The organism is Streptomyces sp. NPDC046308 (assembly GCF_055588065.1).
In genome coordinates this window covers 1,232,286-1,253,603 of the sequence record NZ_JBVJFB010000001.1, presented here as the reverse complement: position 1 = coordinate 1,253,603, position 21,318 = coordinate 1,232,286, and the positions used below count along the sequence as shown (strand labels likewise).

Genomic DNA, 21,318 nt, shown 5'->3' with positions numbered 1-21,318 from the left:
GGGCGGTGACCGCGGCGCACGGCATCCGGCCCCCGTCCGACACGGTCCACGTGAGCGCCACCCTCGACAAGGCGGCGGCGGAGAACTTCCCCGTCGCCCCCGCCTTCCTCCCGCGCGCCTGGCGCGACGGACTGACGGCCGTCTACGGATACGCCCGCCTCGTCGACGACATCGGCGACGGCGACCTCGCACCCGGCGGACGCGACGCCGCACTCCTCGGCCTCGACCCGGCCGCCGCCGACGACCGGCTCGCCATGCTCGACGCCTTCGAGGCCGACCTGCGCCGCGTGTTCGGCGGCACGGACGGCCCCCCGCGGCACCCGCTGCTGCTCGCCCTCCAGCCCGTCGTCAGCGCCCACGGCCTCACCCCCGAGCCCTTCCTCGGGCTCATCGAGGCCAACCGGCAGGACCAGCGGGTCACCCGCTACGAGACCTACGGGGACCTGGTCGGCTACTGCGAGCTCTCCGCGAACCCGGTGGGGCGCCTCGTGCTCTCCCTCACCGGCACCAGCACCCCCGAGCGCGTCCGCCGCTCCGACGCCGTCTGCACCGCCCTGCAGATCGTCGAGCACATCCAGGACGTCGCCGAGGACCTCGGCAACGACCGCATCTACCTGCCCGCCGAGGACATGCGGCGCTTCCACGTGAGCGAGGCCGACCTGGCGGCCCCGTCCGCCGGCGCGTCCGTACGCTCCCTGGTCGCATTCGAAACCGAGCGCGCACGCGAACTGCTGAATGAAGGCACCCCGCTCGTGGGTAGCGTGCACGGCAGACTCCGGCTGCTGCTCGCGGGTTTCGTGGGAGGAGGGCGCGCAGCCCTGCGAGCCGTCACGGCCGCCGGCTTCGACGTACTCCCCGGCCCGCCCAAGCCCACCAAGAGCGGCCTGCTCCGCGAGGTTGCCGCCGTCCTGCGCACAGCGCCGAGAAAGGGGTGAGCCCGACCGTGGAGGGCCCCACACACGCGTCCGCACCGGCTGCGATGTCCGCACCTATTTCGGCGGCCTACAGCTACTGCGAGGCCGTCACCGGTTCACAGGCGCGCAATTTCGCGTACGGCATCCGGCTGCTGCCCGCCGACAAGCGGCAGGCGATGTCGGCGCTGTACGCCTTCTCCCGGCGCGTCGACGACATCGGCGACGGCACGCTGGCGCCCGAGGCCAAGCTGGCCCGGCTGGAGGAGACCCGCGCCCTGCTCGGGCGGATCGTGGCCGAGGAGATCGACGAGGACGACACCGACCCGGTCGCCGTCGCCCTCGCGCACGCCGCCCGCCGCTTCCCGATCCCGCTCGGCGGCCTCGACGAACTCATCGACGGCGTCCTGATGGACGTCCGCGGCGAGACCTACGAGACCTGGGACGACCTCAAGGTCTACTGCCGCTGCGTGGCCGGGGCCATCGGCCGGCTCTCGCTCGGCGTCTTCGGCACCACGGCCGGCGCGGCCGACTCCGGGCGCGCCGCCGAGTACGCCGACACCCTCGGCCTCGCCCTGCAACTCACCAACATCCTCCGGGACGTTCGCGAGGACGCGGGCAACGGACGCACCTACCTGCCCGCCGAGGACCTCGCCAAGTTCGGCTGCTCGGAAGGCTTCCACGGCGACCGCGCGCCCGCCGGCTCCGACTTCGCCGGGCTCGTCCACCACGAAGTCCGGCGCGCCCGCGCCCTGTTCGTCGAGGGATACCGGCTGCTGCCGATGCTCGATCGGCGCAGCGGTGCCTGCGTGGCCGCCATGGCCGGCATCTACCGCCGCCTCCTCGACCGCATCGAGCGGGAACCGGAGGCGGTGCTGCGGGGCCGCGTCTCGCTGCCGCCCCACGAGAAGGCGTACGTCGCCGTGCGCGGCCTGTCCGGCCTCGACGCACGGACCATCTCCCGCCAGAGCACGCGGAGGCGGCCCTGATGGCTCCCACCACCCGGACCCCGGCGACGGCCCCGGGCGGGTACCCGGCATGCGCGGCCGAGCCGCACGGCGCCGTACGGGCCGACCGCACGAGTGCGCCCGGCTCCCCGCGCCGCCCGGGCACGACCGACGCCCCGGTGACCGCCGCCGCCGGGGCGCACCGGGCTGCGTGGGCCCACCGCACGCGGGCGTCCGTCAGCGCGCGCCGCGCGGACGGGACCGCCAGCCCGGCGGGCCGTCCCGGCCGGGACGGCGCCGGGGCAACCACCGCGACGGCGGGCGCGTCTCTTCCCGCGGGCTCCGGCCGCGCCGGGCGGGCCGCCGCACGCGCGGCGGCCCCGTCCGCGCAGGACCGACCGGCCGGCCCGGAGGGCCGCCGCACCACGGGGGAGGGCGCATGACCGGCACCGAACACCACGCCGTCGTCGTCGGCGGCGGCCTCGCCGGGGTCACCACCGCCCTCGAACTCGCCGACGCCGGGCTGCGCGTCACCCTGCTCGAAGGCCGCCCCCGGCTCGGCGGGCTCGCCTTCTCCTTCAAGCGCGGCGACCTCGACGTCGACAACGGCCAGCACGTCTACCTGCGGTGCTGCACCGCCTACCGGTGGTTCCTCGACCGCGTCGAAGGCACCGCCCTCGCCCCGCTCCAGGACCGGCTCGACGTACCCGTCCTCGACGTCGCCCACCCCGGCGGCCCGCGCCTGGGACGGCTGCGCCGCAGCGCCCTGCCCGTGCCCCTGCACCTGGCCGGGTCGCTGGCCCGCTACCCGCACCTGTCCCTCGCCGAGCGCGCGAGCGTCGGCCGCGCCGCCCTCGCGCTGCGCCGCCTCGACCCCGCCGACCCGGCCCTGGACGGCCTGGACTTCGCGACCTGGCTCGGTCGCTACGGCCAGAGCCCGCGCGCCATCGAGGCCCTGTGGGACCTCGTCGGCATCGCCACCCTCAACGCCACCGCCGGCCAGTCCTCGCTGGGCCTGGCCGCCATGGTCTTCAAGACCGGCCTGCTCTCCGAGAACGGCGCCGCCGACATCGGCTGGGCCCACGTCCCGCTGGGCGACCTGCACGACGGGCTCGCCCGCAAGGCCCTCGACGCGGCCGGCGTCCGCACCGAGCTGCGCACCCGGGTCACCGGCGTCTCCCGTACCCCCGAAGGCACCTGGCGGGTCGACACCGAGGACGAGTCCCTCGACGCCGCCGCCGTCGTCCTCGCCGTCCCGCAGCGCGAGGCGCACGGACTGCTGCCGGCCGGCGCCCTCGCCGACCCCGACAAGCTGCTCGACATCGGCACCGCGCCCATCCTCAACGTCCACGTCGTCTACGAGCGCAAGGTGCTCAAGCAGCCCTTCTTCGCCGCACTCGGCTCCCCGGTGCAGTGGGTCTTCGACCGCACCCAGTCCTCCGGACTCCCCGACGGCGGCCAGTACCTGGCGCTCTCGCAGTCCGCGGCACAGGACGACATCGACGAGCCCGTCTCGGTCCTGCGGGCCAAGTACCTGCCCGAACTGGAGCGGCTGCTCCCCGCCGCGCGGGGCGCCAAAGTGCGGGACTTCTTCGTCACCCGGGAGCGGACGGCCACCTTCGCCCCCACCCCCGGGGTCGGCCGGCTGCGCCCGGGGGCGCGCACCGACACGCCGGGGCTCTACCTCGCCGGTGCGTGGACTGCCACCGGTTGGCCCGCGACCATGGAGGGCGCCGTCCGGAGCGGAATGAGCGCGGCGCACGCCGCACTCGCCGCGCTCGGCCGCCACCGCGACCACCCTCTGCAGGAGGCGGCATGACGATCACCACGAGCACGACGAGCACGACCAGCAACACCGGCACAGCAGGTACAGGAACAAGAGGAGAGCCAGTGAACCCGGGGAATCCGGCCGTCGAGAACACGGATGCCAGTGCGGGCACGGCCGGAAGGGGCGTGGAGAAGGCGGACACGCTCGCCCTCCTGGAGCGCGGCCGCACACTGTCGACCCCCGCGCTCCGCGCCGCCGTGGACCGGCTCGCCGCGCCCATGGACACCGTCGCCGCCTACCACTTCGGCTGGATCGACGCCCAGGGCAACGCGGCCGACGGCGACGGCGGCAAGGCCGTGCGCCCCGCCCTCGCGCTGCTCTCCGCCGAGGCCGCGGGCGCCGCGGCCGAAGTCGGCATCCCGGGCGCCGTCGCCGTCGAGCTCGTGCACAACTTCTCGCTGCTGCACGACGACCTGATGGACGGCGACGAGCAGCGCCGCCACCGCGACACGGTGTGGAAGGTGCACGGACCCGCCCTCGCGATCCTCGTCGGCGACGCCCTCTTCGCCCTCGCCAACGAGGTGCTGCTGGAGCTCGGCACCGTCGAGGCCGGCCGGGCGACCCGCCGGCTGACCACCGCCAGCCGCAAGCTCATCGACGGCCAGGCACAGGACATCTCCTACGAGCACCGCGAGCGCGTCAGCGTCGAGGAGTGCCTGGAGATGGAGGGCAACAAGACCGGTGCGCTGCTCGCCTGCGCTGTGTCCATCGGCGCGGTGCTCGGCGGCGCGGACGACCGTACGGCCGACAAGCTGGAGGAGTACGGCTACCACCTGGGCCTCGCCTTCCAGGCCGTCGACGACCTGCTCGGCATCTGGGGCGACCCGGACGCCACCGGCAAGCAGACCTGGAGCGACCTGCGCCAGCGCAAGAAGTCCCTGCCGGTGGTCGCCGCCCTCGCCGCCGGCGGCCCGGCCTCCGAGCAGCTCGCCGAACTGCTCGCCGCGGACGCCAAGGCCAGTGACTTCGAGAACTTCTCGGAGGAGGAGTTCGCGGCCCGCGCGGCGCTCATCGAGCAGGCCGGCGGCCGCCAGTGGACCGCCGACGAGGCACGCCGCCAGCACGCCATCGCGATCCGGGCCCTCGACGACGTCGACATGCCGCAGCGCGTGCGCGAACAGCTCGTGGACCTCGCCGACTTCGTCGTCGTGCGCAAGAGGTGATCGCCACCCGACAGCGGATATGAATCGCGAGTCGCCGGCCGGTGCCGCCATCTGAGCGTGGCGTGCACCGGCCGACGGCAGACCCCAGCACAGCAGAGGACACTGTTCTAAGGGGAAGCCATGACAGCGACGACCGACGGCAGCACCGAGGGCGCTGCTGCTGGCAGCGAATCGACCCCGGGCCTTCCGCCGGGCCCGGCCGTGGGGCACGCCCGCGGCCCGGCCGCCGAAGCGGGATCCCTGGCCCCGCCCCACGCGGCGGGGCCCGGCCCGCAGGCCGATTACGGCGCCGCCGGCCCGCGCGCCGACTACGGCCCACCGGGCACGCCCGGAGCGGACGGCGGCCGGGTGCGCGTGGGCACGGCCGGGGACCGGCCGGGCCCGGCGCGGGCACCGGGCGACGCGGCGCCGGGCTTCGGCCCGGAGGCCGGTCCACCAGACGGGCCCGGGGGCCGGGTGCGCGTGAGCGTGCTCGAGGACGCGCCCGCCGGCCCGGGACCCGAACGGGCGGGCCCGGCCCGGACCGCCGCGGACCTGCCCGAGCCGCCGGACGGCGCCCCGCCCGGGGTGTACGAGGCCACCGCGCGGGCGACCCGGCACCTGCTGGACCGCCAGAACCCTGATGGCTGGTGGAAGGGCGACCTCGAGACCAACGTCACCATGGACGCCGAGGACCTGCTGCTGCGGCAGTTCCTCGGCATCCGGGACGAGGCCACCACCCGGGCCGCCGCCCTCTTCATCCGCGGCGAGCAGCGGGAGGACGGCACCTGGGCCACCTTCCACGGCGGCCCGCCCGAACTGTCCGCCACCATCGAGGCGTACGTCGCACTGCGCCTCGCCGGGGACGCCCCGGACGCCCCGCACATGTCCCGCGCCTCGGCCTGGATCCGCGCCCATGGCGGGATCGCCGCCGCCCGCGTCTTCACCCGGATCTGGCTGGCCCTCTTCGGCTGGTGGAACTGGGACCACCTGCCCGAACTCCCGCCCGAGCTGGTGTTCCTGCCCTCCTGGGTGCCCCTGAACATCTACGACTTCGGCTGCTGGGCCCGCCAGACCATCGTCCCGCTCACCGTGGTCTCCGCGCTGCGCCCCGTCCGCCCGGCCCCCTTCGCCCTCGACGAGCTCCACGCCGACGCGCGGGTGCCGAACCCCGCAAGGCGCCCTGCCCCGCTGACCACGTGGGAGGGCGCCTTCCAGCGGATGGACAAGGCCCTGCACGTCTACCGGCGGTTCGCCCCGCGCCGGCTGCGCAAGGCCGCGATGGCCACCGCCGGCCGCTGGATCGTCGAGCGGCAGGAGAACGACGGCTGCTGGGGCGGGATCCAGCCGCCCGCCGTGTACTCCGTCATCGCCCTGCACCTGCTCGGCTACGACCTCCGGCACCCGGTGCTGCGCGCCGGACTGGAGTCCCTGGACCGCTTCGCGGTGTGGCGCGAGGACGGCGCCCGGATGATCGAGGCCTGTCAGTCCCCGGTGTGGGACACCTGCCTGGCCGCGATCGCCCTCGCCGACGCGGGCCTGCACCCCGGCCACCCGGCGCTGGTCAAGGCCGCCGACTGGATGCTCGGCGAGGAGATCACCCGCACCGGGGACTGGGCCGTGCGGCGGCCGGGGCTGGCCCCCGGCGGCTGGGCGTTCGAGTTCCACAACGACACCTACCCCGACATCGACGACACCGCCGAGGTCGTCCTCGCACTGCGCCGGATCCAGCACCCGGACCCGGCCCGCGTCGAGGGGGCCATCGCCCGCGGGGTGTCCTGGAACCTCGGCATGCAGTCCAAGGACGGCGGCTGGGGCGCCTTCGACGCCGACAACACCAGCCCCTTCCCGAACCGGCTGCCCTTCTGCGACTTCGGCGAGGTCATCGACCCGCCCTCGGCCGACGTCACCGCCCACGTCGTGGAGATGCTCGCCTTCGAGGGCCGCGCCGGCGACGCCAGGACCCGGCGCGGCATCGCCTGGCTGCTCGCCGAACAGGAAGAGAACGGCGCCTGGTTCGGCCGCTGGGGCACCAACTACGTGTACGGCACCGGCTCGGTGGTCCCGGCACTCGTCGCCGCCGGCATCCCGCCCGGGCATCCCGCCGTCCGCAGGGCCGTGCGCTGGCTGGAGAGCGTACAGAACGAGGACGGCGGGTGGGGCGAGGACCAGCGCTCCTACAAGGACGCGTCCTGGGCCGGGAAGGGGGCCTCCACCCCCTCGCAGACCGCGTGGGCGCTGATGGCCCTGCTGTCGGCCGGCGAGCGGGAGGGCAAGGCCGTCGAACGGGGCATCGGCTACCTGGTGGAGACGCAGCGGAAGGACGGCTCCTGGGACGAGCCGCACTTCACCGGCACCGGCTTCCCCTGGGACTTCTCCATCAACTACCACCTGTACCGGCAGGTGTTCCCGCTCACCGCGCTCGGCCGCTACCTGTACGGGGAACCGTTCGCCCCCGGTGGGGCCCGCTGATGTCCGCCGCACCGCGGCGGAGCGGGGGGGAAGGGGCCGGGAACCTGGAGCCGCTGCTGGTCGCCTGCGCGCTGCGCATCGAGCAGGCGGCGCTGCGCAGCGCCGCGCCCGGGGCGGCCCGCGCCCCGGTCGGGAGCTACTCCCTGCTGCGCACCGGAATGGGCCCGCGCGCGGCCGAGCGGGCCGTCGCCCGGGCACTGGACCGGCCCGGGATGGTCCGGGCCGCCGTCCTCGCCACCGGGTTCTGCGCCGGGCTGGTCCCCGGCATGCACCCCGGCGACCTGGTCGTCGCAGAGGAGACCCGGGACCGGCAGGGGGCCGTCAGCTGCACCGGCACCGCCCTGCTCGCCGAGGCACTGGCCCGGGCCGCGCCCGGCCGGACCGTGCACACCGGCGCACTGACCGGATCCGACCACGTCGTGCGCGGCCAGGAGCGCGCGCAGCTGCGCGCCACCGGCGCCATCGCGGTCGACATGGAGTCCGCGGCCACCCTGTGGACCGCCACCCGAGGCGGGCCCTCCCCGGGCGGCGGCCGCCCGGTTGCGGCCGTCCGGGTGATCGTGGACGCTCCGGAGCATGAGCTCGTCCGTATCGGCACGGTGCGCGGGGGAATATCGGCCTTCCGCGTTCTGCGTGCCGTACTGCCCGCGTTTTACGAATGGCACCGTTCTTTGCTGCTCCCCAGGAGGTGAGCCAGATGGCCATGCCGCTGCGCCAGTCCATCAGGGTCGGGACCTATCTTCTCGAACAGAAGCTCCGCAAGCGTGAGAAGTTCCCGCTGATCGTCGAGCTGGAACCGCTCTACGCCTGCAACCTGGCCTGTGAGGGGTGCGGGAAGATCCAGCACCCGGCCGGGGTGCTCAAGCAGCGCATGCCGGTCGCCCAGGCGGTCGGCGCCGTGCTGGAGTCCGGCGCGCCCATGGTGTCCATCGCGGGTGGCGAGCCCTTGATGCACCCGCAGATCCACGAGATCGTCCGGCAGTTGGTGGCGAGGCGGAAGTACGTATTCCTCTGCACCAACGCGATGCTCCTGCGCAAGAAGATCGAGAAGTTCACCCCTTCCCCCTATTTCGCCTTCGCCGTGCACATCGACGGCCTGCGCGAGCGCCACGACGAGTCCGTGGCCAAGGAAGGAGTCTTCGACGAGGCGGTCGCGGCCATCAAGGAGGCGAAGAAGCGCGGCTTCCGGGTGACCACCAACTCCACCTTCTTCAACACGGACACCCCGCAGACGATCATCGAGGTGCTCAACTACCTCAATGACGACCTCAAGGTCGACGAGATGATGATCTCGCCCGCCTACGCCTACGAAAAGGCCCCCGACCAGGAACACTTCCTCGGCGTCGACCAGACCAGGGAACTCTTCAGGAAGGCCTTCGCGGGCGGCAATCGGCGGCGCTGGCGGCTCAATCACTCGCCGCTCTTCCTGGACTTCCTGGAAGGGAAAGCCGATTTCCCCTGCACGGCCTGGGCCATTCCCAATTACTCCCTCTTCGGCTGGCAGCGCCCCTGCTATCTGATGAGCGACGGCTACGTGCCGACGTACCGGGAGCTGATCAACGACACCGACTGGAGCAAGTACGGCCGCGGAAAGGACCCGCGCTGCGCGAACTGCATGGCGCACTGCGGCTACGAGCCCACCGCCGTCCTCGCCACCATGGGCTCCCTCAAGGAGTCCCTGCGGGCGGCCCGGGAGACGATCGGCGGCAACCGGGACGCGTCGGCATGAGCCCGGCGGAGGAGGGAGCGGGCGCCGGGGGCAAGGGCTTCGACCTCGGCGCCCTGCTGGCCGCCCGCGGAGGGGAGCGGTACGAGCTGCACGCCCGCCACCTCAACCACCAACTGCCCCGCATGCTCCACACCATCGGCTTCGACAAGGTCTACGAGCGGGCCGAGGGCGCCCACTTCTGGGACGCCGAGGGCAACGACTACCTCGACATGCTGGCCGGCTTCGGGGTGATGGGCCTGGGCCGCCACCACCCGGTGGTCCGCCGGGCCCTGCACGACGTACTGGACGCGCAGCTCGCCGACCTCACCCGCTTCGACTGCCAGCCGCTGCCCGGGCTGCTGGCCGAGAAGCTGCTCTCGTACAGCCCGCACCTGGACCGGGTCTTCTTCGGAAACAGCGGCACCGAGGCGGTGGAGACGGCCCTGAAGTTCGCCCGGTTCGCCACCGGGCGGCCCAGGATCCTCTACTGCGACCACGCCTTCCACGGCCTGACCACGGGCTCCTTGTCGGTGAACGGGGAGGGCGGGTTCCGCGACGGCTTCGCCCCCCTCCTCCCCGACACGAAGATCGCCCTGGGGGACCTGGGCGCCCTGGAGCGGGAGCTCCGCAAGGGCGACGTCGCCGCCTTCGTCGTCGAGCCGATCCAGGGGAAGGGGGTCCTGGAGGCCCCGCCCGGGTTCCTCGCCGCCGCGCAGGAACTGCTGCACCGGCACAAGGCGCTGCTGATCGCGGACGAGGTGCAGACCGGCCTCGGACGTACCGGTGACTTCTACGCCTACCAGCACGAGCCGGGCGTGGAACCGGACCTGGTGTGCGTGGCCAAGGCGCTGTCGGGCGGCTACGTGCCGGTCGGTGCCACCCTGGGCAAGGACTGGATCTTCAAGAAGGTCTACTCGTCCATGGACCGGGTCCTCGTGCACTCCGCGAGCTTCGGCTCCAACGCGCAGGCGATGGCGGCCGGGCTGGCGGTGCTGTCGGTCATGGAGGACGAGGAGCTCGTCGCGCACGCCCGGGCGACGGGGGACCTGCTGCGCGGACGGCTCGCGGCGATGGTGGACGAGTACGAGCTGCTGCACGAGGTGCGGGGGCGCGGGCTGATGATCGGCATCGAGTTCGGCCGGCCGTCCTCGCTGGGGCTGCGCAGCCGGTGGACGATGCTGCAGGCGGCCCGCAAGGGGCTCTTCGCCCAGATGGTCGTGGTGCCGCTGCTCCAGAAGCACCGGATCCTCACCCAGGTCTCCGGGGACCACCTGGAGGTCATCAAGCTGATCCCGCCGCTGGTCGTCGACGAGCGGGACGTGGACCGGTTCGTCGGCGCATTCCGCGCGGTCATGGACGAGGCGCACGGCGGGTCCGGGCTGATGTGGGACTTCGGCAGGACGCTGGTGAAGCAGGCCGTCGCCCAGCGCTGACGGCCCGCTCCGGGCGGTCTACTCCAGCAGTCGCTCACGCAGCCGGCCGAGGGTCTCGGGCTTCAGCCCGAGGCCCTCCGCCAGGTACGGGTCCACCCCGCCCCAGGTCTCGTCGATGGTCTCGAAGGCGGCGAGCAGGTACTCGGCGCGGGCGTCGAAGAGCGGTGCCAGCAGCTCCATCACCTCGGGGGAGCGGGCCTCGTCGGCCGCGCTGCTGCGGTGCACCCGGTAGCGGCGGTGCGGGGCGTTCGACTCCAGGTAGTCCGCCACGATCGCGTCGCGCTCGACGCCCAGCGCGAGCAGGGTGACGGCGATCGACAGGCCGGCCCGGTCCTTGCCGGCCGCGCAGTGCAGGAGGGCCGGGACGCTGTCCTCGGCGAGCGCGTGCACGACCCGGCTGTGCTCGGCCGTGCGCTGCTCGATGATCCTGCGGTAGGAATTCGTCATCCGGGCCGCGGCCCTGCCGTCGCCCAGGATCGTGCGCAGCTGGTCGAGGTCGCCCTCGCGCACCAGCCGCCAGAACTCCTTGCCGTCGGCCGGATCCGAGAGCGGGATGTTCACGTTCCGTACCCCGGGCAGTTCCACGTCCGGCCCCTCCAGCGCGTGGTCGGCGGCGTTGCGGAAGTCGAAGACGGTGTGGAGGCCGAGCGAGGCGAGGAATTCTGCATCGGTTTCAGTGGCATGTGCGAGATGTCCGCTTCGGAACAGTCGTCCCGTCCTGACCCTTCGACCATCAGAAGTCGGCAATCCGCCCACATCACGGAAATTGCGCACTCCGGTCAGCTCCGGCTCCTGTATCTGCTGGGTCACGGGAACTCCTCCGCTTCGTGGTGAGATTTCTGTCCGAATTGAGCTGTTTGGCGCCAACTTGCCATATCCGGAGGCGAGATCGGGCACGTCCCCGTGAGCCAGATCATACGGTGACCGTGAGTGCCTGATCACGAAGGCCGAATGGCCGCGTCGGAGCGGTTGTTGACGGCGACTAATGGACGCAGGGTGACCAGAATTCAGCCGATTTCTCATTCCTGTGATTCCGTCAGGAAATTCGTGGCTTGTTCCCCGCCGTCGCAAGGGTTTACCTTCGCGATCGATCCGGGTGGATCGCCGAATCCTGCCGCCGCCCGGAAACCGCACCCGACTATTCGCGCGGCAGGAGCGGGGGAACCAGGTAGGCCGCTGTCCCGGAGATCTTTTCGGAGATCTTTCGCCGGGACGGCTCGGGGTGAAGACGTACGTGTCCAGTGCATGTACGGCCGGACATCTCCAGTCCGAACCCGACAGCTCACCTCGCAGGCGCCGGAGAGGAATTCGCCATGCCTGCAAAGGGTAAGCACCGCCGTCCCAAGTCCCTTTCGATATCGCGCGGTTTCGCCGTCGCAGGCACCGGTGGCGCGGCCCTCGCGCTGCCGCTGATGGGCGCCGCGGGCGCACAGGCGGCCGGCGCCCCGGCCGCGGCGACCGCGGTGGCCCCCGCGGTGGCTCCTCAGGTCCCCGTCGCGCTGCAGGCCGCGCCCGTCGCCGCCGTGCAGGCCGCCCCGAGCGTCTACACGGTCGTGCCGGGTGACTGCCTCTCCGTGATCGCCGCCGAGCGCCATCTCTCCGGTGGCTGGGAGCAGCTGTACGCCGACAACCGGGAGGCGGTCGGCGGCAACCCGTCGCTGATCCACCCCGGCCTGAAGCTGCACCTCGGCGGTCCGGGCGGGGTGGACCCGGTGGACGCCGCCCCCGACGCCGCCCCCGAGGCCGCCCCCGAGGCCGCCCCCGAGGCCGCCCCCGACGCCGCCCCCGAGGCCGCCCCCGAGGCGGAGGCGGAGGCCGAGGCCGCTCCGGAGTCCGCCCCCGAGGCGGCGCCGAAGCCGGCGCCGAAGCCGGCCGCCAAGGCCGCCCCCGCGCAGCAGGACTCCGAGGCCGGGGCACCCGCCGCGCAGCAGTCGGCCTCCGGCTTCGTCGCCCCGCTCGCCCGCACCGGCGTCTCGACCCAGTACAAGGCCGCGGGCAGCATGTGGTCCTCCGGCTACCACACCGGCGTGGACTTCATCGCGAGCTCCGGCAGCACCGTCAGGGCCGTCGGCGCGGGCACCGTCGTCTCCGCCGGCTGGGGCGGCTCGTACGGCAACGAGGTCGTCATCCGGCACGCGGACGGCAAGTACTCCCAGTACGCCCACCTGTCCCAGCTGTCCGTCTCCTCCGGCCAGAGCGTCACCGCCGGGCAGACCCTCGGCCTCTCCGGCTCCACGGGCAACTCCACCGGCCCGCACCTCCACTTCGAGATCCGCACGGGCCCCTCGTACGGCTCCGACATCGACCCGCTGGCCTACCTCCGCTCGAAGGGCGTGACCATCTGACGGCACCCGCCGTCGGCGCAGGGACACACGTGAGGCCGGGACCCGAGGGGGGTCCCGGCCTCACGTGTACTTATTCCTTATCCCCCACGTGGTACAGATCACGGTCCGTCAACCCCTCATTACGTTGGCGTAGGTTGGTTACGGGAGTGAAGTATGGGTTCTCGTGGCAGCGACGACGACGAAACTCAAGACCATCGGCTCGTACGCGGCGATCGGGGACAGCTTCACCGAAGGCGTCGGGGACCCGGGACCCGGGGATTCGTATCTCGGCTGGGCGGACCGGCTCGCCGTACTCCTGGCCGACCAGCGCGACGAGCACGACTTCCGTTATGCGAATCTGGCGGTGCGCGGAAAGCTCCTCGACCAGATCGTGGCCGATCAGCTTCCGAGGGCCAAGGCCCTCGCGCCCGACCTGGTCAGTTTCTGTGCGGGCGGAAACGACATCATCCGGCCCGGCAGCGACCCGGACGACGTGGCGGAGCGGTTCGAGGCGGCCGTGGCCGACCTCTCCGGCGCGGTCGGCCAGGTCATGATCACGACCGGCTTCGACACCCGGGGCGTGCCGGTCCTCAAGCACCTCCGGGGCAAGGTGGCGACGTACAGCGCGCATGTGCGCGCCATCGCCGACCGCTACGACTGCCCGGTGCTCGACCTGTGGTCGCTGAAGTCCGTACAGGACCGGCGGGCGTGGGACACGGACCGGCTCCACCTCTCGCCCGAGGGACACACGCGGGTCGCGCTGCGCGCGGCGCAGGTGCTCGGGCTGGACGTGCCGACCGACCCCGACCAGCCGTGGCCGCCGCAGCGGCCGCGCGGCTCGGTGGACGTGACCCGCGACAACATCCAGTGGGCGCGCGACCACCTCGTGCCGTGGATCGGCAGGCGGCTGCGCGGGGAGTCCTCGGGGGACCACCTGGAGGCGAAGCGGCCCGACCTGCTGCCGCTGTAGCCGTACGTACGTACGCGGACGGGGACGGGACGGGACGGGGACGGGGCGGGGACGGGACGGGGGGACGGGGGCGGCGAGCGGAATCCTTCGGGGCCGGTGTGCGTTGGGATGGTCGTAGAGAGACGACCACCCCTTACTCCATCCTCCCTGGAGGCGCCTTGACCGGCTCCCGTCCCCTGCGTCCCCGGCTGCGTGCCCTGCGGCCCGAAGCCTTCGGCGCGGACCCGTCCGGTGCCCGGCTGGAGCGCATCCGCCGCTCGCCGAACTTCGCCGACGGCGTCTTCCAGAACCCGGTCGGCGCCCGGAACAGACCCTCGGGCTCCATGACGGAGTTCGCCAAGGTCTACTTCCACCGGGAGCAGCGGGCCCGGCGCGGGCCCGCCGCGCCCATTCCCGTCTACCCGACCACCCTCGCGGAGCTGGCGAAGCCGCCGGCGAGCGGGCTCCGGCTGACCTGGATGGGCCACTCCAGCGTGCTCGCGGAGATCGACGGCCGTCGGGTGCTCTTCGACCCGGTGTGGGGCGAGCGCTGTTCCCCCTTCCCCTTCGCCGGTCCCAAGCGGCTGCACCCCGTGCCCGTCCCGCTGGCCTCGCTGGGCGACGTCGACGTCGTGGTCATCTCGCACGACCACTACGACCACCTCGACCTGCCCACCATCAAGGCCCTGGCCGGTACGGACACGGTCTTCGCCGTCCCGCTCGGCGTCGGCGCGCACCTGGAGCGCTGGGGCGTGTCCCCCGACCGCCTGCGCGAGCTGGACTGGAACGAGACCGTCAAGATCGCCGGCCTCTCCCTCACGGCCACCCCCGCCCGGCACTTCTGCGGCCGCGGCCTGCGCAACCAGCAGCACACCCTCTGGGCCTCCTGGGTCGTCGCGGGAGACGAGCACCGGATCTACCACAGCGGGGACACCGGCTACTTCCCCGGCTTCGCGGAGATCGGCGCCGAGCACGGGCCCTTCGACGCCACGATGATCCAGATCGGCGCGTATTCGGAGTACTGGCCCGACATCCACATGACGCCCGAGGAGGGCATGCGCGCCCACCTCGACCTCCAGGGCGGCGCCCCGCACGGCACGATGCTGCCGATCCACTGGGGCACCTTCAACCTCGCCCTGCACCCGTGGGACGAGCCGGGCGAGGGCACACTGGCCGCCGCCGAGGGGGCCGGAGCGGCCATCGCGCTGCCGATCCCGGGCCAGCCGTTCGAGCCGGGCGCCGACGAGGCCCCGGCGCAGCCCTGGTGGCGGCCGTTCGTCGCGGGCGGCGCGGTCAGCGCCCCGGCCGCGACCCCGGGCCCGGTCATCACGGAGGAGCGACCGCGGGCCGTGACCCGCGAGGAGACCGAGGCCGTCGGGTCCTGACGGCGCCGCCGCCCGTCCCGGGAGCGGGGCGGGCGGCGCATTCGGGCGGCTGTACGAGCGCTCCACCGGGAGCGGGAAGCACCCCCTCGAAGTTGCCCAACTGGCGTTCCGGGGCGGGACGGCGGGGTCTAGCGTGGGTATCCGGTGATCAACACCGGGCCCCGGAACGCTGGGGGCCGGGCCCCACGTACCGAACGTACCGAGGACGCCGATGTCCGGACTCCGCGCCGCCCGCCACGCCCCGTCGAGACACGCCGTCACCGGTCCCGGCCGGCAGATACGGCCCCTGCTGGTGCGCGCCGCCGTCCTGCCCACGCTCGCCGCCGGGCTCAGCGGCGCCGCCGCGGTGATCTTCACCCTCCAGCTCGGCGGGGGCGCGGGCGACCGCGATGCCCGGCTCTGGCCGGTGCTCACGGGCTGCGCCCTGCTCGTGGTCGGGGCCCTCGCTGCGGCTCTGCTGGGGGCCCAGCGCGGGGCGAAGGCCGTACGGGACCGGTGCGAGGCGCTGCGCCGCTCCAGCGTGCGCGGCCGCCAGGACCTGCGTACCGCCGCCGACCTGCTGGAACGGGGCGAGACCCCGCCCCGCCCGGTGCGGGGCGGGCCGACCGGACCGCTCGTCGGGGGCGACCCGGCCGGCGTGGACGAGTTCTGGCTGCTCTCCCAGGAGCTGCGCGGCGCCCGGGAACAGGCGCACGCGACCCTCGTACGGCTGGCCGGACCGGCCACGCCGTCCGACAGCGAGCGCAAGGTCGAGGTCTTCGTCAACCTCGCGCGCCGCCTGCAATCCCTCGTGCACCGGGAGATCGCGCTCCTCGACGAGTTGGAGGACACGGTCGAGGACCCGGACCTGCTCAGGGAGCTCTTCCACGTCGACCACCTCGCCACCCGGATCCGCCGGCACGCCGAGAACCTCGCCGTGCTCGGCGGGGCGGCCTCCCGCCGCCAGTGGACCCGGCCGATCGATCTGAGCGAGGTGCTCCGCTCCTCGGTCGCCGAGGTCGAGCAGTACACCCGCGTCAAGGTCGTGCCCCCGGCCGGCGGCAGTGTCCGCGGACACGCCGTCGCGGACGTGGTGCACCTGCTGGCCGAACTGGTCGAGAACGCCACGGTGTTCTCCGCGCCCGACACCGATGTGGTGCTGCGCGCCGAGCGGGTCACCGCGGGGATCGCGGTCGAGGTGGAGGACCGGGGGCTGGGCATGCCGGTGGAGGAACAGCACCGGATGAACGCCCTGCTCGCGGACCCCGACCAGGTCAGCGTCCGGCACCTGCTCGCCGACGGGCGGATCGGGCTGTTCGTCGTGTCGGCGCTGGCCCGCCGGCACGGGATCGCCGTCGAGCTCAAGTCCAACATCTACGGCGGCGTGCTCGCCGTGCTGGTGCTGCCGCAGGAGCTGCTGGGGGCGGAGGCGCCGAGCGCCGCCGACGCGGCGGGCGGGTCCCGGCCGACCTCGTGGGGCACGGGGGAGCCCCCCTCGGCCCCCCGCCTGGAACCGGTCCCCGCACCGCAGCCCTGGGCCCCGGCCGCCCCGGACCTGCCGCCCCTGCCGGTACCCGCACCACGCTCGGGCCCACCCCCACGCGCCCCCGCGCCCCGCCCCGGACGGGTCGCGGAAAACCCGGCTCCCGCCGGAGCCGACCCCGCGCCTCTCCCCAGGCGGGGTACGGGGTGCCCGGCTCCCGCCCAGGCCGACCCTGGACCCGAGGCCGCGCCATCCTCCGCGCCGGGTATGGGGGGCCCGGCTCCGGCCGGGGCCGTGACCGGCCCGGGTGCCGAGGCTTGGGCCGAGCCAGCGTCCTTGCCCGCACCGCGTGCGGAGGATCCGGCTTCGTCCGGGGCCGGTTCTGAGCCCGAGGCCGCGCCACTCCCCGCACGGGGTACGGGGGGCCCGGCTTCGTCCGCGGCCGGCTCTTGGCCCGAGGCCGCGTCACTGTCCGCGGCGGGTGTGGGGGGCCCGGCTTCGGCCGGGGCCGGCTCTTGGCCCGAGGCCGCGTCACTCTCCGCGCCGGGTGTGAGGGGCCCGGTTCCCGCCAAGGCCGACCCCTGGCCCCAAGCCGCGCCACTGTCCGCGGCGGGTGTGGCTTCGGCCGGGGCCGTGACCGGCCCGGGTGCCGAGGCTTGGGCAGAGCCTGCGTCCTTGTCTGCACCGCGTGCGGAGGATCCGGCTGCGGCCGGGGCTGCCCTGCTCCCCGCACCGGTCGCGGGGGATCCGGCTGCGGCCACGACCGTGACTGGCACGGGTGCCGAGCTCTGGCCCGCGTCCAAGCCCGGGTCGGAGGCCGGTTCCTGGCCTGTCCGCGGGGACGGGGAGACAGCATGGCCCGAGGCCGCTGCGGCAGCGGGCACGGCGGGCTCCGCCGAGGACCGGGCCGCGCCCGCGACGCTCCCGACTCGCGGAGCGGGGGACCCGGCTTCGGCCGGGCCCGTGACGGGCCTGGCTGCGGAGTCGATGCCGGAGGCAGGCCACTGGCCCGTACTCAGGGACGAGCCTGCGGCGTGGTCCGGGGCCGAGCCCTGGTCGGCGACCCCGGCCGCGCCCGTTCCCTCGCCCTCGGCCGAGCTCAGGGACGGCGGCTCGGCGGGGGTGGCAGATGCGGTGGCCGAGCCTCGGGCCGAGACCCCGGGCGGGCTACGGCGGGAGCTTGCGCCCTGGGGCGGAGCAGATCCGGGAGGTGCGAATTCGGCGTCGGCCGAGGCTGGGGCCCGGTCCGGGCCTGAGGCACCGGCCGCGCCCGCGCCCCGGTGGACCCCTCAGGGCGGTGTGGATTCGGCCCCCACCCTGTCAGGGCCGGACGACGGGACCGGCTCGTCGGCCGAGCCGTGGACGGGGACCCCGGCTGGGTCGGTGTCCGGGGACGGAGCCGGTCCGGGACGCGCGAATTCGGCTTCGGCCGAGCCTGGGGCCCGGGCCGCGTCCCCCGCTCCGGGGGCGCAGGACCAGGCTCGGGCCGGGGCCGTGACCGGCCTGGGGGCCGAGCCCTCGGACGGGCCCGTGCCTGGCGACGGGGCGGCCTCCGGAGGGGCGGATTCGGCTTCGGTCGAGCCTTGGGCCCAGCCCGGGCCGTGGTCGGGGGGCGGGTCCTGGGCCGAGGATCCGGGCGGGTTGGTGCCCGGAGGCGGTGCCCTTCCGGGCGAGGGGGATTCGGCTTCGGCCGGGGGTGCTGCGCGGGTGCGCGGCGGGGACGCGGCCGGGTTGCTGCCCCTGCAGCGGGGCGGCGAGCCCGAGGGCGGGGAGGAGCGGCCCGCGTTGCCCCGACGGCGGGCGCAGCAGCACTTGGCACCGCAGCTGCGCGAGGCCCCCGTACCGCGACCGCCCGCGGGCGCCGAGCAGCCGTTGCACGATCCGGGCCTGATGGCCGCCTTCCAACGGGGCTTCGGCCTCGCCCAGTCGGAGAACCAGCTATGACCCCGACACCTCACCTCAGCAAGGAGCACACCCACATGGGCGGCGAAGTGGCGACGAAGACCGGCACCCGGCTCTCGGACCTCGACTGGCTGCTCAGCGGCCTGGTGCAGCGCGTGCCGTACACGCGCAGTGCCGTACTCCTCACCGCCGACGGCCTCGTCACCTGCGTGCACGGCCTGGACGCCGACAGCGCCGACCACCTGGCGGCCCTCGCCTCCGGCCTGTACTCGCTGGGCCGCAGCGCCGGCTCCCGGTTCGGTGCCGGCTCGGAGGTACGGCAGGTCGTCGTCGAACTCGACACCGCGCTCGTCTTCGTCTCCGCGGCCGGATCCGGGACCTGTCTGGCCGTCCTCGCCGACCGCGAGGCCGATGCCGGGGTGCTCGGCTACGAGATGGCGATGCTGGTCAAGAGCGTCCGTCCGTACCTGGCGGCCCCGCCGCGGCGGCCCACCGCCGACCCGGGGCGATGAGGGTCCGCGCCACGGGGGCGTACGCGAAGGGGCGGGACACACCCTGGCTCGACGACTCGGCGGGCCGGGTGATGCGCCCGTACACCGCCAGCGGCGGGCGGACCCGGCCCGGGGTCGCGCTCGACCTGCTCTCGCTGGTGACCGCCACCGGCGTACGCCCGCGCATCCCGCTCGGGGCCGAGCACACCCTCGTGCTACGGCTCTGCGCCGGCGCGGCCGCGGTCACCGTCGCCGAGGTGGCCGGGCAACTGCGGCTGCCGGCCGCGGTGGTGAAGGTGCTGCTGTCGGACCTGGTGGAACACGGGGCCGTCATGGCGCAGGCACCCCGGTTCCCCGGCATCGGCGGCGACGGGTACGCCGCCACTGACCAGTCACTCCTGAGGGCGGTGCTCGATGGCCTGCGAAAACGTCTGTGAAGCCCCCGCCCCCGCTGCCGCTCCCGCGACCCTGAAGATCCTGGTCGCGGGTGGCTTCGGCGCGGGCAAGACCACCTTCGTGGGCGCGGTCAGCGAGATCGAACCGCTGAGCACCGAGGAACTGCTCAGCGACCTCGGCTCGGCCGAAGACCCGACGCACGGCGTCGAGGCGAAGACCACCACGACCGTCGCCCTCGACTTCGGCCGGATCACCCTCGACGAGCGCCACGTGCTCTACCTCTTCGGCACGCCGGGCCAGCACCGCTTCTGGTTCCTGTGGGAGGAGTTGTGCGCGGGCGCGCTGGGGGCGGTGGTGCTCGCCGACACGCGCCGCCTCGAGGACTGCTTCCCCGCCGTGGACTTCTTCGAGCGGCGCGGGATCGGCTTCATCGTGGCCGTCAACGAGTTCGACGACGGCCACCGCTACGCGCCCGAGGAGGTCCGCGAAGCGGTGGGGCTCGGGCCCGAGGTGCCCGTCGTACGGTGCGACGCGCGCTTGACCAGTTCGGGTACGGGCGCACTGGCGGCCCTGGTCCGCCACCTCCTCTGCATGTCCACAGCCACAACCACGGCCACAGCCAGCTCTTCGTCTTCGGAGTCGGGGGAACCGCCATGACGTACTACGAATCGACCGGACACCTGCTGCTCACACCGGTGGACCGGGAGGCACCCGCACGCGCCGTCCGGCTGCGCGAGCTGGGTCTGGGGGAGCGGACGGACGCCGAACTGGACGCCTTCGCGCGGCGCGTCGCCGACGTGCTCGAAGCCCCGCACTCCGGGGTCAACTTCATCGGCGAGGAACGGCAGTTCTTCGCCGGGCTGCACCACGCGGCCGAGTCCCCGGCCGGCGGGTACCCGGCGCGGGTCCTGGCCCGCGACCACGGCTACTGCCCCTACGTGGTGGTCCGGCGGCGGGCGCTGGTGCTGGAGGACGTACGGGACTTCGCGCGCTTCGCGGGCAACGCGGTCGTCGACGAGAGCGGGGTGCGCTCGTACGTGGGCGCGCCGCTGACGGACCGGCGCGGGATCGTCCTGGGCACGGTGTGCGCGGTGGACGTGGTGCCGCGGCGGTGGGGGACGGCGGGGCTCGCCACCGTCAAGGCGCTGGCCGCGGAGCTGGTGGCGCTGGTGCACGCACGGGAGGACCGGGCACAGGCGGCCGGGGCGTAGGCCCGCGCGGCGGACCGGCGGCGCGAGCCCGATGGTCAGTGGCGGGGGCTACGGTCGTCCTACAGGGTTCACCGGTGGCTGGAGAGGAGTCTCGGGGATGGCCACGACCGCGCAGGACGTCCGCCTGATCGCGCTGTCGCTCCCGGACAGCAGCGAGAAGCTCGCCTGGGGCATGCCGACCTTCCGGGTCGGCGGGAAGATCTTCGTCGCGCTGGCCGACGACGACACCTCGATCGGGGTGAAGTGCCCCAAGGAGGACCGCGCCGAGCTGATCGCGGCGGAGCCGGAGAAGTTCTTCGTGCGTCCGGGCCACGACGACAACTACGCCTGGATCCGCGTCCGCCTCAAGGCCCTGGCGGACGCGACCGAGCTGCGCTCCATCCTGACCGACTCCTGGCTCCTGGCCGCCCCGAAACGGCTGATCGCCGCCCACCCGGAGCTCACCCGCCCGGCGGGCTGAGACGCGTCCCGCCGGGACCCGCCGATGTGGCCGACGCGGTAGCCGGGGAACCGGTAGCGGAAAAGGTGCGCGCGACCACCCGCTGAAATGCGGTATCGTTCTCATGCGCGTTCGGCCAGGGGAAACCCCAGGTCAGCGGGCATCGGGACGTGGCGCAGCTTGGTAGCGCACTTGACTGGGGGTCAAGGGGTCGCAGGTTCAAATCCTGTCGTCCCGACAGTGATGTCGGATTTTTCCGAAGCTCAGGGCCATCTCCGGATGGCCCTGAGGTGTTTCCCGGGGTTCCTCCTGTCGGCG

At 73.9% G+C, this 21,318-nt stretch carries 19 protein-coding genes, 1 tRNA gene and 1 riboswitch; of the genes, 19 read left to right on the top strand and 1 reads right to left on the bottom strand.

All coding sequences use genetic code 11. The features are described from left to right. Positions 1 to 5 precede the first annotated feature (5 nt). The 9 genes from hpnC to ACZ6JT_RS05455 all read left to right on the top strand — a co-directional run bounded on the left by hpnC (position 6) and on the right by ACZ6JT_RS05455 (position 10,441). Positions 6 to 935, top strand: a complete 930-nt coding sequence (gene hpnC, locus ACZ6JT_RS05495) for a squalene synthase HpnC (RefSeq protein WP_469207431.1) — start codon at positions 6 to 8, stop codon at positions 933 to 935. 44 nt (positions 936 to 979) lie between these two features. After that, complete coding sequence (gene hpnD / locus ACZ6JT_RS05490; RefSeq protein ID WP_469207428.1) at positions 980 to 1,900, top strand: presqualene diphosphate synthase HpnD; 921 nt, start codon at positions 980 to 982, stop codon at positions 1,898 to 1,900. Next, on the top strand, positions 1,900 to 2,301 hold the full coding sequence (locus ACZ6JT_RS05485; protein WP_469207426.1) for a hypothetical protein: 402 nt from the start codon (positions 1,900 to 1,902) through the stop codon (positions 2,299 to 2,301). The genes hpnD and ACZ6JT_RS05485 overlap by 1 nt, the downstream gene beginning before the upstream one ends. Next, positions 2,298 to 3,677, top strand: coding sequence for a hydroxysqualene dehydroxylase HpnE (gene hpnE, locus ACZ6JT_RS05480; RefSeq protein WP_469207424.1), 1,380 nt, complete (start codon positions 2,298 to 2,300; stop codon positions 3,675 to 3,677). The genes ACZ6JT_RS05485 and hpnE overlap by 4 nt, the downstream gene beginning before the upstream one ends. Then, a complete protein-coding gene (locus tag ACZ6JT_RS05475) occupies positions 3,674 to 4,849 on the top strand; it encodes a polyprenyl synthetase family protein (RefSeq protein WP_469207422.1) in 1,176 nt (391 codons plus the stop codon). The genes hpnE and ACZ6JT_RS05475 overlap by 4 nt, the downstream gene beginning before the upstream one ends. Before the next feature lie 120 nt (positions 4,850 to 4,969). After that, on the top strand, positions 4,970 to 7,300 hold the full coding sequence (gene shc, locus ACZ6JT_RS05470) for a squalene--hopene cyclase (protein WP_469207420.1): 2,331 nt from the start codon (positions 4,970 to 4,972) through the stop codon (positions 7,298 to 7,300). Continuing rightward, entirely contained in the window at positions 7,300 to 7,992 is a 693-nt protein-coding gene (locus ACZ6JT_RS05465; protein ID WP_469207418.1) for a phosphorylase family protein, read from the top strand. Before shc ends, ACZ6JT_RS05465 begins: the two co-directional genes overlap by 1 nt. A 5-nt stretch (positions 7,993 to 7,997) precedes the next feature. Further along, positions 7,998 to 9,029, top strand: coding sequence for an adenosyl-hopene transferase HpnH (gene hpnH, locus ACZ6JT_RS05460; RefSeq protein WP_469207416.1), 1,032 nt, complete (start codon positions 7,998 to 8,000; stop codon positions 9,027 to 9,029). After that, the gene (locus tag ACZ6JT_RS05455; protein ID WP_469207413.1) at positions 9,026 to 10,441 is read left to right on the top strand and encodes an aspartate aminotransferase family protein; all 1,416 of its coding nucleotides are present in this window, start codon (positions 9,026 to 9,028) and stop codon (positions 10,439 to 10,441) included. Before hpnH ends, ACZ6JT_RS05455 begins: the two co-directional genes overlap by 4 nt. A gap of 18 nt (positions 10,442 to 10,459) precedes the next feature. Here the strand turns inward: ACZ6JT_RS05455 and ACZ6JT_RS05450 are convergent, their stop codons facing one another. Then, on the bottom strand, positions 10,460 to 11,251 hold the full coding sequence (locus tag ACZ6JT_RS05450) for a tyrosine-protein phosphatase (RefSeq protein WP_469207411.1): 792 nt from the start codon (positions 11,249 to 11,251) through the stop codon (positions 10,460 to 10,462). A gap of 315 nt (positions 11,252 to 11,566) precedes the next feature. Next, positions 11,567 to 11,752: riboswitch (cyclic di-AMP (ydaO/yuaA leader) on the top strand. Between the two features lie 2 nt (positions 11,753 to 11,754). Between ACZ6JT_RS05450 and ACZ6JT_RS05445 the strand changes: the two genes are divergently transcribed. The 10 genes from ACZ6JT_RS05445 (at position 11,755) to ACZ6JT_RS05400 (ending at position 21,238) form a co-directional block, all read left to right on the top strand. Further along, positions 11,755 to 12,786 (top strand): M23 family metallopeptidase, encoded by a 1,032-nt coding sequence (locus ACZ6JT_RS05445; protein ID WP_469207409.1) that lies wholly within the window; start codon positions 11,755 to 11,757, stop codon positions 12,784 to 12,786. A gap of 163 nt (positions 12,787 to 12,949) precedes the next feature. After that, a complete protein-coding gene (locus ACZ6JT_RS05440; protein ID WP_469207407.1) occupies positions 12,950 to 13,735 on the top strand; it encodes an SGNH/GDSL hydrolase family protein in 786 nt (261 codons plus the stop codon). A 158-nt stretch (positions 13,736 to 13,893) separates the two neighbouring features. Further along, positions 13,894 to 15,099 carry an MBL fold metallo-hydrolase gene (locus ACZ6JT_RS05435; protein ID WP_469207405.1) on the top strand — a complete coding sequence of 402 codons (1,206 nt, stop codon included), beginning with the start codon at positions 13,894 to 13,896 and terminating at the stop codon, positions 15,097 to 15,099. Positions 15,100 to 15,310: 211 nt separating this feature from the next. After that, positions 15,311 to 18,505, top strand: a complete 3,195-nt coding sequence (locus tag ACZ6JT_RS05430; protein WP_469207403.1) for an ATP-binding protein — start codon at positions 15,311 to 15,313, stop codon at positions 18,503 to 18,505. Between the two features lie 35 nt (positions 18,506 to 18,540). Continuing rightward, entirely contained in the window at positions 18,541 to 18,975 is a 435-nt protein-coding gene (locus ACZ6JT_RS05425; RefSeq protein ID WP_351287346.1) for a roadblock/LC7 domain-containing protein, read from the top strand. Then, a complete protein-coding gene (locus tag ACZ6JT_RS05420; protein ID WP_469207401.1) occupies positions 18,972 to 19,391 on the top strand; it encodes a DUF742 domain-containing protein in 420 nt (139 codons plus the stop codon). Before ACZ6JT_RS05425 ends, ACZ6JT_RS05420 begins: the two co-directional genes overlap by 4 nt. Then, positions 19,369 to 20,007, top strand: a complete 639-nt coding sequence (locus ACZ6JT_RS05415) for a GTP-binding protein (protein WP_469207399.1) — start codon at positions 19,369 to 19,371, stop codon at positions 20,005 to 20,007. The genes ACZ6JT_RS05420 and ACZ6JT_RS05415 overlap by 23 nt, the downstream gene beginning before the upstream one ends. Further along, positions 20,004 to 20,561, top strand: coding sequence for a GAF domain-containing protein (locus tag ACZ6JT_RS05410; protein WP_469207397.1), 558 nt, complete (start codon positions 20,004 to 20,006; stop codon positions 20,559 to 20,561). The genes ACZ6JT_RS05415 and ACZ6JT_RS05410 overlap by 4 nt, the downstream gene beginning before the upstream one ends. Positions 20,562 to 20,658: 97 nt before the next feature. Continuing rightward, on the top strand, positions 20,659 to 21,021 hold the full coding sequence (locus ACZ6JT_RS05405) for an MmcQ/YjbR family DNA-binding protein (protein WP_469207395.1): 363 nt from the start codon (positions 20,659 to 20,661) through the stop codon (positions 21,019 to 21,021). A gap of 143 nt (positions 21,022 to 21,164) precedes the next feature. After that, positions 21,165 to 21,238, top strand: a tRNA-Pro gene (locus ACZ6JT_RS05400). Positions 21,239 to 21,318: the final 80 nt, after the last annotated feature.